Source organism: Nitrosovibrio sp. Nv6, from assembly GCF_900110495.1.
Lineage (GTDB): Bacteria > Pseudomonadota > Gammaproteobacteria > Burkholderiales > Nitrosomonadaceae > Nitrosospira.
This window is the reverse complement of sequence record NZ_FODX01000001.1, coordinates 1,127,133-1,141,249: the sequence shown is the minus strand read 5'-3', so window position 1 is coordinate 1,141,249 and position 14,117 is coordinate 1,127,133. Positions and strand designations below refer to the sequence as shown.

The window sequence follows — 14,117 nt, the reverse complement described above, 5'->3', positions numbered from 1 at the left end:
GCTTGTATAAAGTCTTCGGTCACAAAGCCTTCAGTCCATTTTAAAGGAAAGAGATCATGCCCGATCATGTGCCTCAAGTCGGTGCCCAAGACCCCGAACTCAACACCTCCCCTATCTTCGACGAGTACGAGGATATCTCGCTTGACCTCGAACTGGAGGTTGGTGTGTGCTATTTCAATAATGTGGCCTTCCGGATTGGTCAGTATGTGCTGAGCGGCAGTGAACTGCTGCGCTGCGAGGAGCGGGGCGTGTGGGTGCGCAAAGGCGAAATGCGGTCCAAGTAGCGAGCCGTCTCCCTCAAGACGTCTACCTTGCCTATCTGCCTCCAATTCTGTGCCGCACCATACTCGGCTTGAGCGAGGTGCGCTAGTCTGGGAATCTGATCTTGCCAAATCATCTGGATTGATAAAACACCATCTCAGCCAGGCAGTGCTGAAACGGCACAGAGGCGCAAGGTCTTGGCCGGCGCGCGCTGCTAATGTTTGCGGCCATCGGTTGTAATGCTCTACGGGTTTCCCTCTCCGCCCGACATCCCAAACACTTGTCCGGTCGCATAGCTCGACTTCTGCGATGCAAGCAACACGTTATAGCGGGCCGAGTTCCGCAAGCTGACTTGGACGGCCAAGCGGCGTTTCTTCACCAAGGATCTGAAGATTGTCCGGCATCACGCAAAACATTGAGTCCGTTACCGGCGTTTCTTCGTCATGCATAACAACTTGCTTTTGCTACACTGAATAAACAAACCCGTTACCTTGCTTTTTTCTCATGCTCTATATGGAAAGCAAATGGACGCAACTGGCTTGTTTAGGACATCGTCCTTTTAGGTCACAAATAGGAGACAATTTAACATGGGTATAAAAAAAACGTTGTTTGCTACCTTTTTCATATCGTTTTTTGTAACCGCTTGTGCAGGTGGGCGAGACGTCAAGCCCGGTCCGATCGAAATCGCTGAGGATTTTAATAAAACCTCCACCGGTTGGGCCGGAGGACACTCGGACTATATGTCTGATACACAACCAAACGATGTCATTGTTGCGCCTCGGCGGGTACCCGCGCCATTTGGGGGCTACGGCCTCTACACTGCCGGTACGAACCGAAGCGATGATCTTTTTATCTATATAAAGAAGAAATTCTCCAAATTCAGGCCCAACCAGGATTATCTGCTTACTTTCAGCGTTACATTTCTTACTGACGCTCCGGCCGGATGTATTGGGGTCGGCGGTGCGCCGGGGGAGGCGGTCACCCTGAAGGCGGGAGCCACCCCTACTGAGCCGGTCACGGTAATAGTTGACGGCCAATATCAGATGAATATTGACAAGGGCAATCAGGCACAAGGGGGGAGAGACGCTTTCGCCCTGGGCAACATTGCCGGTACAAATACGGATTGCAATCAGCCAAGGTTTGAGTCGAAAACCTTGACCAGTACTGCTTCACTCAAAGCCAGGAGTGACTCACAGGGAGCCCTGTGGCTTATATTTGGCATTGATTCGGGGTTTGAGGCGGCGAGCGAAGTTTATTATCGGTCCGCAACCATTACGGCATCTCCAGCCAGCAATTAAAGACGGCTAGAGCCAGCGGACCAAGAACATAGATAGACAGTCCAGAACAGTTCGAGATCAATCGAATGGATCTCCAATTGATTTGGTGTGTTAGATGCAGAAGTTTGCGACAGCAGGGTTATCAGGCGCTGTCGCTCCAGTTTTTTACTTTCGTACCGGGTGCTTGAAGAAGGTCGTTTGCTAACATGCCGTCCGCTCGTTCAATCAATAACAGCAGCATCGCCATTATTGGAGCTGGTCTGGTTGGTGGCGCCATACTGCACGAGGTTATTCTGGGATGGGTTCGTGCTAACGGTGGAGCGAGCACGCTTTGGCAGCCGAGCAAAGTAAGACCAGCTGAACACCTGGGACTTGAAACGATCTTTTTCACTGCTACGGATGAGGCTGGTATAGCGGTCCAATTGCAAAAGCTCAAGGATATTCTCGGCCCGCTACCAGAAGTCCGCGTCACGCATCAGGCCCCGCTGGTTTTTATTGTGCGCTGTGGGGATACATCGCTTCGCATCGAGGCCGAGCCACTCGATATCCTCCCGGAAGGACTTACGGTAGCCAACGTCGACGATGAAACATTCCGGAAACAGTCCGCATTCCATACCTACATTGAGAGGAAGCAGCCGAGGTTTCTGGTGATCGGAGCGAACCTCGCCTCCATGATGGCTTACGGAATTAGGTTTACTCAAGACCAGACACTGGTGCTTGCATGGCTATTGACGACGCTCAAACGTGGCGCTGATACAGCGGGTGTGGAGGCGGTTGCGGTTATAGGTACCACCGCCTTGGGCGGTCAGGGCACTAACTCAGTTTGGACAGAGCAGAGCGCTCGGGAGATGGATGTGCAACAGACGGCCAAGATTCTGGCGGCCTACGGTATTTTGGGGCTACTGGATCGGGCATCCCGCGATACCGAATCTAGAGTCCGTTACATTCTTCTGACGCCCGGCAGTCTATTAGGCTGCGATCAGGTGGGTTTCGGTCCCGTGAGTTATTTTTCTGTTCCGCCTGGAATGTCCCAGGCTGTTGAAGACGTTACTCGTCGTCATGACTTTGTTGTACCCTTGTATGAGCCAGTCAAAGTGAATTTGCACCACCTCTCCGATGAGGTGATCGATTGGGAGAGGCAAAGAGCAGCAGACCCGTTTTTGGTGGGCGCAAAAGTGAAGTGCGGGGAAACTGGCGATACTGCCCCCTTGCAATTTGCCTGTATATCCCATGCATTTCAGATGGGGTTCAATGCCGACAGCTACATCGCGAAGATTGCCATTGATGAACTGACCGGCAGAGCCACGGGCTACAATCAGGTGCCGCTTGGTAGTGGAAAGATCATAGAACCTGCAGCCCAAGGGCAGAATGAACGTACCTGGATCTTGCAGAGGCTGGCTGCTTTGGAAACCCAGCACGGCAAGCGTTCCTGTCCGGTCTATCCAGCACTTGGCTCCGCTCGCGCGCAAAAAGAGATCGTCCTGGCCTCTCTGGTACATGCGTTACTCGCAAAACAATTTGGTGAAGCCACTATTCAGCAGTTGGCAGACTACAGTGCCGAGGTGCTTGCAAATCAACTGTGGGAGCATCTTCAGACTGACCAGCAGCTGCTTGCGGAGATCACGGCGAGTATCCCGATCATATCTCCGATCGGCGAAATTTATACCGGGCCTTCCCTTCCTTATTTGGGGAAAGGGGTTGTTCGAACGGCAGACTTGTCCGAATTAACTGATGTGGCACGTTTCGGGGAATTTGCCGCAGTCGGAGCGGTGGATCTTCGGCCGGTTCGGGACGTAGCGGGTGGCAACGGAAAAGTCTACGAGACCGGCGTCGGCGTTTTGATTGACCGCGCCCGGCTTATCCGTGACGAATGCGTAAACCGCTACCAGGCGGCTTCAGTCGATAAATGCGGCACTGTCCTGGATGCACGAATCCGCTTCTGGGTAGCGCTTACTTCGGATTCAAAGACGTTTTTTGATCCGGTACTGTTTGTCGTCCAGTTCTTGGGCGGAGAGCAGGCCTATCTTTGACGCAGACAGTTCAATCAGCGTGCACACACTACCACTGCCGCTCGCGCGATTTGATCGCGCTCATCAAAGCGGACAGCCACACCAGCGACCTAAAGAATCTCCGGTAAATCGTCAGCCGCCTTTACGAGATGACGCATGCACCCTGGATCGCCGCCGCCTCGTATGGGGTGACGTTCCAGTCATGGGAATGGAAAGCGGTGGGCATGATCAATCGAATTTTGCCCTCTTTGATCTTTATGCTGGTTCGTTTTTAAGTATCATGAATAATATTAAATAGCGGACCAAGCTCAATCCATCAAAGCCAGACAAGGCATATTGGAATAAATTATGTTGGTAATAGCTCACCGGGGTTATCACGCCGCCGTTCCTCAAAATACGATGGCAGCTTTCCAGGCGGCGGTAATGGTTGGTGCGAGCGGTATTGAAACCGATGTGCGCATTAGCCGTGATGGCTTGCCGATACTGATCCATGACCGCGTTACCGCGTCAGGCCAGGCAGTGGCCGATCTTACCCGAAGCGAAATTGAGCAAACTGCGGGTTATGAGGTGCCAACTCTCGATGAGGCGCTGGAGCAATTCCCCGGCATCCTGTGGAATGTCGAGGTCAAGACCATGAAAGCATTACCTGCCGTGATGAACGTTCTTGAAAAGCATCAGGCCGGCCACCGCATTGTGGTTACCTCCTTTCGTCACGATCTGGTCGCGATCTGCGCATCATCCCTTAAAATTAATTGTGGCATATTGGTAGCACATCGACCTCGAACGCTAACTTCACTGTTGGCCGACTTTAACTGTAATGGCAATCCCCGGATCAATCATATTGTGTGGGATTACGAGGTACTGGATGGCGTCCTGCTGAAGCAGGCCGCTATAGACGGGTTCCGTAACTTTGTATATGGCGCGATAACCAAAGCCGAGCATGACGATTGCCGGCAACAGGGCGCTGATGGCGTGATTACCGACTATCCGCTTCTGATGCAAACCGCATAACCGTTTCCACGGGACGCCAAATTCGGGGTTACCTGACAATTTTGATGATTTGGCCGGAAACCGGTTCGCCCTCGGGATACTGTCCATTGAGCAGGCGCAAGTAATTCTCGGCATTCACACCCAAGGGGGATTCTCTGGCCAGTTCCGCATAGCTCAAGCCTTTCGTAGCAGTGATAGTTCCGATCTCGAGCGCCTTGATGGATTCTTTCTCCGTGTCTGAAAGCGCGCGAAAACTTTCGATTGCGCTGGAGATTGCCGAACGATGGCGGTCGAACGCAGCGGTGGAATCGCCACGCCCGGCCAGAAGGTATGCCTTGTTGTCGTGATAAATCACCCCCGCCTTGAATGGCATTCCTTCCTGGGTAGTGGAGGTGACAATGGCAACAGGCAAGCCATTGTTGGTAGTCGAAAACACTTCACTTGAAAGTCCAAGACGGAAGCGTTCACGGGCAAGATCAGCAGGCGAACCGCGGACGCTATCGAAAAGGCTCAACACCATCAGTGCGTCTCCATCAGGGCTTATCGCTACAACTTCATCGGGTTTGTTGCGTATACGCCACTCGGGCGGAAACGATAACGTAAATCCCAATTCCTTGTGTTGAAATGTATTGTCCCGAACAATCCCTTGATTGGCGCTATCGCCAAAAATCATGCCTTTGGTGTGGCGCAGGAATTCCTTCCGTCCATCATCCACGGCGCCTGGCTGAACATATTGCTTCGCTTCGCCAACCACCTCCTGCAAGCGGGTATCATTGTCGGGGTGAGTGGCAAAAATGCCATGATATCGGCGCGGCTCGCGCCCTTCCTGCTTGGCAACTTCAATATCGAACAGTTCCTGGTTTTTGAGCACACCGATAACTTTGATCATCGCTTGCGGATCGTAGCCGCTTCGCGCCAGATATTCCGCGCCAAGACGGTCCGCCTCCAGTTCGTGGCTGCGGCCATAGCCTGAAAGGAGTGCACTGCCCGTAATCCCTAAAAGGCTTTGAACGCCTTGCGCCACTTGTCCGCCCATTTGCGGCATGAATATTCCTGCCACAAGACCGCCAATAGTGGCGGCAACATTGGCGGCAGTGGCGGCGCTGTATTGTTGTACGCTATGACGCGCCGTGACGTGCCCGATTTCATGGCCCAGTACAGCCGCGAGTTCGGCTTCGGAATTAAGGTACGCCAGAATGCCGCGTGTGACGTAAATATAACCGCCGGGCAGGGCAAACGCGTTTACCTGAGGACTATCTACGACGGTGAAATGGTAATTAAGCTCCGGCCGGTGGCTTTCCTTGGCGAGTTTCTGTCCAACTTCATTGACATAATTTTGCAGCGTGGGAAAATCGTAAACGCCGTATGCTTTGCTGACCTCGGCAGCGGCGTCGCGTCCCTTGCGCATTTCATCGGCTTCAGACATGAGGGTGAAGTTCTGGCTGCCCGTAACCGGATTGACCGCGCAACCGGCGAGCAGATATACACAGCCGAGCGCAGCGATGAATTGAAATGCAGCAGCCATGGTCCTCATGGATTTATTTTAACTGCTGAAAATAAAAAATGCAGACGAAAAAAAGGCAGCTCAAGCTGCCCTTTTTTGTCTGCCAACCTTGACCAGAACTTAGAAATCAATTCCTAAGCTGCCGGTTGTTTTTCCGCCTTTTTGCCGTATTTCTGGCGGAATTTTTCTACCCGCCCGGCGGTATCAACGATTTTTTGCTTGCCGGTATAGAAGGGATGACAAACCGAGCATACTTCAACATGCAAGGGCTTGCCCATGGTGGAACGGGTCTGGAACGTATTGCCGCAACTACAGGTCACGGTGATTTCCTGATAATTGGGATGAATGTCTGCTTTCATGGCATGTGTCCTTGAGCTGTACCGTCCGGCAGGAGCTGGAGCGGAAAGCCGGGTATTATCCTCTAGTCTGAAGGGGGATGCAATATACGTTCGGTGAAAGGATTGCGAAGAATTTCTGATTGCTAGACCCGCCGCATCGAATCGAAGAAATCCGCATTGTTTTTTGTCGCTTTGATCTTGTCGAGCAGGAATTCCATTGCATCCATGTCGTCCATCGGGTAGAGCAGTTTGCGCAGCACCCAGATTTTCTGCAATACGTCGGGCTTGATGAGCAGCTCCTCCTTGCGGGTACCGGAGCGATTGACATTGATTGCGGGGTAAATACGTTTTTCCGCCATGCGCCGGTCGAGATGGATTTCCATATTGCCGGTGCCCTTGAATTCCTCATAGATCACATCATCCATGCGCGAACCGGTATCGACCAGCGCGGTGGCGATAATGGTAAGCGAGCCGCCTTCTTCGATGTTTCGCGCAGCGCCAAAAAAACGCTTGGGACGCTGCAACGCATTGGCATCAACGCCGCCGGTCAGTACCTTGCCGGAAGCAGGCACCACGGTATTGTAGGCGCGTGCCAGCCGCGTGATCGAGTCCAGCAGTATCACTACATCTTTTTTATGCTCCACCAGGCGCTTGGCTTTTTCGATCACCATATCGGCCACTTGCACGTGGCGCACCGCGGGCTCGTCAAAAGTGGAAGAAACCACTTCACCCCTGACCGAGCGGATCATCTCTGTGACTTCTTCAGGGCGTTCGTCTATCAGCAATACCATCAGGATAACATCGGGATGATTGGCTGCGATCGCATGGGCGATATGTTGAAGCATGACGGTTTTGCCCGATTTCGGGCTTGCCACCAGCAAGGCGCGTTGTCCTTTGCCGATTGGGGCAATGAGATCGATGATGCGGCTGGTGACGTTTTCTTCGGCTTTGATGTCGCGTTCAAGCAACAATCGTTCGGTGGGGAATAGCGGGGTAAGGTTTTCAAACAGTATCTTGTGTTTTGCCTGTTCCGGCGGTTCGCCATTGACCTTGTCCACCTTGACCAGCGCGAAATAGCGTTCGCCATCCTTGGGAGTGCGAATTTCTCCTTCAATCGAATCGCCGGTATGCAGGTTGAAGCGTCTTATCTGACTGGGAGAGACATAGATGTCATCGGGTCCGGCCAGATATGAAGTATCTGGAGAGCGCAGAAAGCCGAAACCATCCTGCAAAACCTCCAGAGTGCCTTCGCCGAAAATACTTTCGCCCTTGCGCGCCTGGTTTTTCAGCAGCGCGAAAATCAGATCCTGTTTTCGCAGACGGTTGGCGCCGTCTATTTCATTGGCGATAGCCATCTCTACCAGTTCAGTAACATGGAAGTTTTTGAGGTCGGATAAGTGCATTGAATGGAGCTCGTGGGTGAAGAACAGGGACGTAAAGCGTCAGCAAACGTTGGGAAAAACTGATGGGGCCGAACGAGAATTAAGCGGTGAATCTAATCGAACCGGAATCTAATCGGAGCGCTTGGGGAGGCGGTAGTTATCAGATTAGCTGTTTTAGATATGACTGTCAATAAAAGCGGTGAGCTGGGATTTTGATAAAGCGCCAACCTTGGTTGCCTCGATATTACCATTCTTGAACAGCATGAGAGTGGGGATACCGCGAATGCCATATTTTGGCGGCGTAGCCTGATTTTCGTCAATGTTCAGTTTTGCTATTTTCAGCCGGTCTCCATATTCCTTTGCGACCTCATCCAGAATCGGCGCTATCATCTTGCATGGCCCGCACCACTCGGCCCAGTAGTCAACTAGCACAGGCACGGCTGACTGCAATACTTCGGCTTCAAATGTTCCATCGGAAACGTAATGGATATGCTGGCTCATGGGGCTCTCATTCAAGTTGAATATAATTCGGCTAATGCCCGCGAAGGCGGAGTTACATTGATGCGGCAGGTTGGAAAACCAAAATAGTTGGGGTAGGTATGCAAAAATACCAGAAATTATATATTTTTGCTATGCCGCGCGTCTGGTATCAGCGTATTTTTTATTTTTAGTATGCTAGCGAAAAAATGTGTGAAAGGGAAGCGTATTTTAAAGGAAAATGGCCAATATTGAATTCGACGCCAATACCCGAGATTACCGAAAGCAGAAAATGAAGTAAAAGTTGGCGCGTGAGCCAACTGCCTTCCAGGTTGCCGGAGCAGGTATTACACAGTTTTCCCCCATGAATCCCTTAGCGTTACCGCACGGTTGAATACGGGTTTTCCCGATTTTGTATCCTTCCGGTCCACGATGAAATAACCGTGGCGCTCGAATTGGAAGCGATCCTCCGGTTGAGCCTGACTGAGCGACGATTCCACATAAGCGTTGATAATTCTCTTCGAATGTGGATTTAAAGATGCCTTGTAGTCCTGCCCGCCGGCGTCAGGATGAGCTTGGCTAAACAAACGGTCATAAAGCCGTACTTCGGCCTGGTGGGCATGGCTCGCCGAGAGCCAGTGAATATTACCCTTGATTTTACGTTTGTCCGCTCCCGCCGTTCCGCTCTTGCTGCCTGGATCATAGGTACAGTGAATTTCCAGGACTTCCCCGTTGGCATCTTTCACCACCTCGACACACTTTACGATATACGCATAGCGCAACCGGACTTCCGTGCCGGGCGAAAGGCGGAAGTAGCCCTTGGGGGGCGTTTCCATGAAATCGCTGCGTTCGATATAGAGTACTTTCGACAGAGGCAAAATGCGGTTGCCCAGCTCCGGCTTTTGCGGATGGTTGGGAGCGAGGCAGTCCTCTTCCCGATTTTCCGGATAATTATCGATAACGATCTTCAGTGGCTCCAGAACCGCCACACGCCGATGGGCACGTTCGTTCAGGTCTTCGCGAAGGCAGTCTTCCAGCACGTTCATGTCTATCCATGAATCGGCTTTGCTGACACCGATGCGTTCGGCAAAAAGACGGATGGATTCTGGCGTATAGCCCCTGCGCCGGACGCCGGCCAGCGTATTCATGCGCGGATCGTCCCAGCCGTCGACGAAATCGCCCTCGACCAATTCGTTCAGCTTGCGCTTGCTCATGACGGTATAGGTGAGATTCAACCGAGCAAATTCGATCTGCTGGGGGTGGCAGCGAACAATATCCGCCAATTGATTCAATGTCCAGTCGTAGAGCGGACGATGATCTTCGAATTCCAGCGTGCAAAGGGAGTGGGTGATTTTCTCCAGCGCATCGGAAATGCAATGCGTGTAATCGTACATTGGGTAAATACACCATTTGTCGCCTGTACGGTGATGGTAAGTATGACGGATGCGGTATATGACGGGATCGCGCAGATTAATGTTGGGAGAAGTCATGTCGATCTTGGCGCGCAGAACGTGAGCGCCGTCAGGAAATTCTCCCGATTTCATGCGGCGGAACAGGTCAAGATTTTCTTCAACGGAGCGTTCGCGGTAGGGGCTGTTCTCGCCAGCCTCGATCAACGTGCCGCGCAACGCACGAATCTCCTCGGCAGTGAGGCTGTCAACGTATGCTTTCCCCTGCTTGATGAGGTATTCGGCAAACTCGTATAGCTTGTCGAAATAGTCGGAAGCATAATGCAAGTGCTCACCCCAATCAAAACCGAGCCATCTCACCGATTCAAGTATTGAATCGACATATTCCTGCTCTTCTTTCTCGGGATTTGTGTCGTCGAAGCGCAGATGGCAAATGCCGTTATAATCGCGGGCAAGGCCAAAATTGAGGCAAATGCTTTTGGCATGGCCAATGTGCAGGTAGCCGTTAGGTTCGGGTGGAAAACGGGTTTCCACGCGCCCATTCCATTTGCCGGATTGATTGTCTTCCTCGATGATGCTGCGGATAAAATTGGAAGCGGTTGGCGCGTTGGAACCAGTTGCAGGATTTTCTTTCAAGTTAGCCTCTCCAGATGTTATTCGTTATGCTTGGCTGCGATTCGCCTTATTATAGTGGTAATAGTGTATCAGGCTAAATCCGGTAAAATGCCGCGCCGGATGAACAGTGAGAGCGGTAGCATGGGCCAATGTATTTGCACTACACTGAACAGCATGAAGCCGCTTGCTTTTTCCATTTTGCGTCTGTTGAGCGCTGACGAATTCCTGTCGGGCGCAGCCATTGCCCAGACTCTCGGGGTCTCGCGCGCGAGCGTGTCCAATGCACTTCGAAACGTGGATGAAGTCGGTTTGACGGTGCAAAAAGTTCAGGGGCGCGGCTATCGCCTGCTCGGTCCTGTACAGTGGCTGGGGCAGGACATCATCCTGAAGCATCTCGGCGACGAGGCGAACAATTTCAATCTCGCGGTGCTGGATACGATCGATTCAACCAATAGCTTTTTGCTGCGGGAAACCGCAAACGGATTGGATTCAGGCAATCTCAAAATTCGCGCGGCGGCGGCGGAACTGCAAACCATCGGGCGCGGCAGGCGCGGCCGGCAATGGCATTCCGGTCTCGGGGACGGCCTTGCCTTTTCTCTATCATGGCGATTCCAGCAGGGGGCGGGCTTTCTGTCGGGTTTGAGCCTTGCAATCGGGGTGGCAATCATACGTGCACTTGAGTCTTCCGGAATTGAAGGTGCGGTACTGAAGTGGCCGAACGATGTGATGTTCAACTTTTGCAAACTGGCGGGCATACTGATCGAATTGCAAGGAGACATGCTTGGCCCAACCGTTGCGGTGATCGGGGTCGGCATGAACCTGAAATTGTCCAACAATGTGCAGGCGCGCATAGACCAGGGCGCAACAGACGTGTTTTCCATTAGCGGCGAAATGCCTGACCGCAACAAATTGCTGGCTGCGCTATTGATTAATCTTGCATCGGCATTAAGGGAGTTCGAGCAAAAAGGCTTTGTGCCCTTCAAGGGCGAATGGATGGACCGCCATGCCTGTGCGAGCAAAGCTGTCATACTTCGGTTGGCCGACGGCACCGGCCAGCAGGGCATGGTGTCCGGGGTGGCCGATGACGGATCGCTGCTGTTACAAACTGCAGCAGGTATTCGCAGCTACAGCGGCGGCGAGATCACATTATGCAGGATGGCATGAATGAAGCCGCTTTTACTTGCGATTGATTCAGGCAACACCCGGGTCAAGTGGGGGTTGCATGACGGGCGCAGCTGGGTGAAACAAGGGACAGTAATCCAGGGAAAAAAAGCGTTGCTGGAGCGGGAATGGTGGGATTTACGGGAGCCGTCGCGTGTGGTGATATCCAATGTCGCCGGTGACCAGGCCAGAGCCGATCTGTCCGAGGTATTTGCGCGATGGAAAGCCGAGCCGCAATGGATCACCGCTGTTGCCTACCAATGCGGCGTGCGCAATTACTACACACATCCGGCACAGCTTGGCAGCGACCGCTGGGCAGCACTGATCGCAGCATGGGGGTTGCAAGGGCAAGGTTGCCTTGTGGTGGATGTGGGTACGGCCATGACAGTTGACGCACTTTCTGACACCGGAGAATTTCTTGGGGGGATCATTACTCCCGGTATTGATCTGATGTTGCAAATACCGATAGGAGACATCGCATCTGTGGAACCCGCGGATGGAAAGTTTTGCGATTATCCTGATAATACGGCTGACGCCATATACAGCGGAGCAGTGCAGGCAATGGCCGGTGCTGTCGAGCGTATGGCCGCGCTGCTTGCCGGCACGCTCGGCCATACGCCCGACTGTATCCTCAGTGGTGGCGCGGCGCAGCAGTTGCAACCTCAGCTTAATATAAATGCCAAGGTGATGGATAATCTGGTATTGGAAGGCCTGCTGGTTATAGCCCGGGAGAATTCGGAAACACTGCTGTAGTAGACGGGTCCTTCGAAATACAGCAATGGAATTTTATTTTTTTCCTCACGTTTACGGGCCTTGGGTTGGAATATGTCGCTTTTTCAGCATGCGGTCTTTTATACCACTGTCAATCAAATACGCGACTTGCCACCGCCTGACGGGGTGGAAATAGCGTTTGCCGGCCGATCCAATGCCGGCAAGTCCAGTGCTATTAATTCGCTGGCCAATCGCGGGCGTCTTGCTTTTGTCAGCAAAACGCCGGGGCGCACTCAGCATCTGAATTTTTTTCAGCTGGGAAGCGGCCGTTTTCTGGTCGATCTTCCGGGGTATGGTTACGCAAAAGTACCATTTGAAGTGCGTCAGCATTGGGAGCACCTGCTCAGCACCTATCTGCAAACGCGTGAATCGCTGCACGGCATGGTGCTGATCATGGATGTGCGGCACCCCTTGACCCCGCTCGACCGGCAGATGCTGACCTGGTTCGCATCAACAGGAAAACCGGTGCATGTGCTGCTAACGAAATCGGATAAGCTTGCCAGGCAGCATGCGCAGAAGGTTCTCAAGGATGTGTTGGCTTTTTTGCGTGAAACTTATCCGCAATGCAGCGTACAATTATTCTCCAGTTTCACCAGGGAAGGTGTCGAAGAGGCGACGGCCTTGCTTGGCAAGTGGCTGGAAGGGGAAGGATTGGAAAGAAATTTGGTTCCCGAACCAAATGAAGTTCTGAAACAAAATGGCAAGGTGAAAATAAAGAACCCCCGGTTAAAGGGGAATAAAACCGGGGGCAAACTACCTTAATAGGGATTAAGGTACCCGCTCAGGGAGGAAAAGCGGGAGACAAATAAACAACGTCTGCAAGTAAGATATAAATTTTGCCAACAAGTTCCCAAATTTTAATTTTTATCGATTTTTTTCTTTTTTAGGTCGATCATGCCAGCTTTAAGCCAGTTTCCACAGAACAGGATGCGCCGTATGCGCCGCGATGGATTTTCGCGCCGCCTGATGCGGGAGAATCATCTACATTCGGACGACCTGATTTATCCTGTATTTGTGCTGGACGGAAAAAAACGGGAGGAAGCAGTATCCTCAATGCCGGGCGTCGTGCGTCAAAGCCTGGACGTGCTGCTGTATCAGGCTGAAAAATGCCTGCAGCTCGGTATACCGGCTCTTGCAATCTTCCCGGTTATAGAGTCCGATCTGAAAAATCTTACTGCATCTGAGGCAATCAACCCTTCGGGACTTGTACCACGTGTAGTAAGCGATCTGAAGAGCAGGTTTCCTGAGCTCGGCATTATTACCGATATCGCACTCGACCCCTACACGAGTCATGGACAGGATGGCCTGATTGACGACAACGGGTATGTGATGAACGATGAAACGGTGGGGGTATTGGCGCAACAGTCGCTTGTACATGCCCAAGCCGGCGCCGACGTGGTGGCGCCATCTGATATGATGGACGGACGCATTGCAGCAATTCGCAGCGCGCTGGAGGACAAAAAGTACATTCATACCCGCATTCTCGCTTACTCGGCGAAATATGCTTCGAGTTTTTACGGCCCTTTTCGCGATGCAGTGGGTTCCGCTGTCAATCTGGGCACAGGAAATAAATATACGTATCAGATGGATCCAGGTAATTCAGACGAGGCACTGAGGGAAGTAGGGCTGGATTTGGAAGAAGGCGCCGATATGGTGATGATAAAGCCCGGCTTGCCCTATCTCGATATTGTGCGGCGCGTCAAAGAGCGGTTCGGCGCGCCCACGTTTGTCTATCAGGTAAGCGGCGAATATGCCATGCTCAAGGCCGCTGCTCAAAATGGCTGGCTTGATGAAAAAGCTTGTGTTCTTGAAGCATTGCTGGCTTTCAAGCGCGCGGGTGCGGATGGCATTCTGACTTACTATGCCCTGGATGCAGCGGGGTGGCTAAAGCAGGAAAAGGAAGGGCAGGAAAAATAGGAAGGC

The 14,117-nt window shown here is 52.3% G+C and carries 14 protein-coding genes; 8 read left to right on the top strand and 6 right to left on the bottom strand.

Annotated elements, in window-relative coordinates; translation table 11 throughout:
• Positions 1-56 precede the first annotated feature (56 nt).
• Complete coding sequence (locus BMX66_RS05560) at positions 57-284, top strand: hypothetical protein (RefSeq protein WP_090879124.1); 228 nt, start codon at positions 57-59, stop codon at positions 282-284.
• 300 nt (positions 285-584) lie between these two features.
• Here BMX66_RS05560 and BMX66_RS15985 read toward each other — a convergent pair whose 3' ends face one another.
• Positions 585-710: a hypothetical protein gene (locus tag BMX66_RS15985; protein WP_255398819.1), complete on the bottom strand. Its 126-nt coding sequence runs from the start codon at positions 708-710 to the stop codon at positions 585-587.
• A 138-nt stretch (positions 711-848) separates the two neighbouring features.
• On the opposite strand from BMX66_RS15985, the gene BMX66_RS05550 reads away from it, so the two are divergent.
• The 3 genes from BMX66_RS05550 (at position 849) to BMX66_RS05540 (ending at position 4,558) form a co-directional block, all read left to right on the top strand.
• Positions 849-1,559: a hypothetical protein gene (locus BMX66_RS05550; protein WP_090879122.1), complete on the top strand. Its 711-nt coding sequence runs from the start codon at positions 849-851 to the stop codon at positions 1,557-1,559.
• A 185-nt stretch (positions 1,560-1,744) separates the two neighbouring features.
• A complete protein-coding gene (locus BMX66_RS05545; protein ID WP_090879120.1) occupies positions 1,745-3,568 on the top strand; it encodes a hypothetical protein in 1,824 nt (607 codons plus the stop codon).
• Between the two features lie 327 nt (positions 3,569-3,895).
• On the top strand, positions 3,896-4,558 hold the full coding sequence (locus BMX66_RS05540; protein WP_090879118.1) for a glycerophosphodiester phosphodiesterase: 663 nt from the start codon (positions 3,896-3,898) through the stop codon (positions 4,556-4,558).
• Between the two features lie 28 nt (positions 4,559-4,586).
• Here the strand turns inward: BMX66_RS05540 and BMX66_RS05535 are convergent, their stop codons facing one another.
• The 5 genes from BMX66_RS05535 to BMX66_RS05515 all read right to left on the bottom strand — a co-directional run bounded on the left by BMX66_RS05535 (position 4,587) and on the right by BMX66_RS05515 (position 10,283).
• Complete coding sequence (locus BMX66_RS05535) at positions 4,587-6,062, bottom strand: M48 family metalloprotease (protein ID WP_255398818.1); 1,476 nt, start codon at positions 6,060-6,062, stop codon at positions 4,587-4,589.
• A 113-nt stretch (positions 6,063-6,175) separates the two neighbouring features.
• Complete coding sequence (gene rpmE / locus BMX66_RS05530; protein WP_090879116.1) at positions 6,176-6,400, bottom strand: 50S ribosomal protein L31; 225 nt, start codon at positions 6,398-6,400, stop codon at positions 6,176-6,178.
• 122 nt (positions 6,401-6,522) lie between these two features.
• On the bottom strand, positions 6,523-7,782 hold the full coding sequence (rho, locus tag BMX66_RS05525; RefSeq protein ID WP_090879114.1) for a transcription termination factor Rho: 1,260 nt from the start codon (positions 7,780-7,782) through the stop codon (positions 6,523-6,525).
• Positions 7,783-7,935: 153 nt separating this feature from the next.
• Entirely contained in the window at positions 7,936-8,262 is a 327-nt protein-coding gene (trxA, locus tag BMX66_RS05520; RefSeq protein ID WP_090879112.1) for a thioredoxin TrxA, read from the bottom strand.
• 323 nt (positions 8,263-8,585) lie between these two features.
• Positions 8,586-10,283, bottom strand: a complete 1,698-nt coding sequence (locus BMX66_RS05515) for a glutamine--tRNA ligase/YqeY domain fusion protein (RefSeq protein ID WP_090879111.1) — start codon at positions 10,281-10,283, stop codon at positions 8,586-8,588.
• Between the two features lie 120 nt (positions 10,284-10,403).
• On the opposite strand from BMX66_RS05515, the gene BMX66_RS05510 reads away from it, so the two are divergent.
• The 4 genes from BMX66_RS05510 to hemB all read left to right on the top strand — a co-directional run bounded on the left by BMX66_RS05510 (position 10,404) and on the right by hemB (position 14,111).
• Positions 10,404-11,426, top strand: coding sequence for a biotin--[acetyl-CoA-carboxylase] ligase (locus tag BMX66_RS05510; RefSeq protein WP_255398817.1), 1,023 nt, complete (start codon positions 10,404-10,406; stop codon positions 11,424-11,426).
• A complete protein-coding gene (locus tag BMX66_RS05505; protein WP_090879107.1) occupies positions 11,427-12,176 on the top strand; it encodes a type III pantothenate kinase in 750 nt (249 codons plus the stop codon).
• A 72-nt stretch (positions 12,177-12,248) separates the two neighbouring features.
• Entirely contained in the window at positions 12,249-12,956 is a 708-nt protein-coding gene (gene yihA, locus BMX66_RS05500; protein WP_090879918.1) for a ribosome biogenesis GTP-binding protein YihA/YsxC, read from the top strand.
• Between the two features lie 132 nt (positions 12,957-13,088).
• Positions 13,089-14,111, top strand: coding sequence for a porphobilinogen synthase (hemB, locus tag BMX66_RS05495; protein WP_090879106.1), 1,023 nt, complete (start codon positions 13,089-13,091; stop codon positions 14,109-14,111).
• The last annotated feature ends 6 nt before the right edge of the window (positions 14,112-14,117 follow it).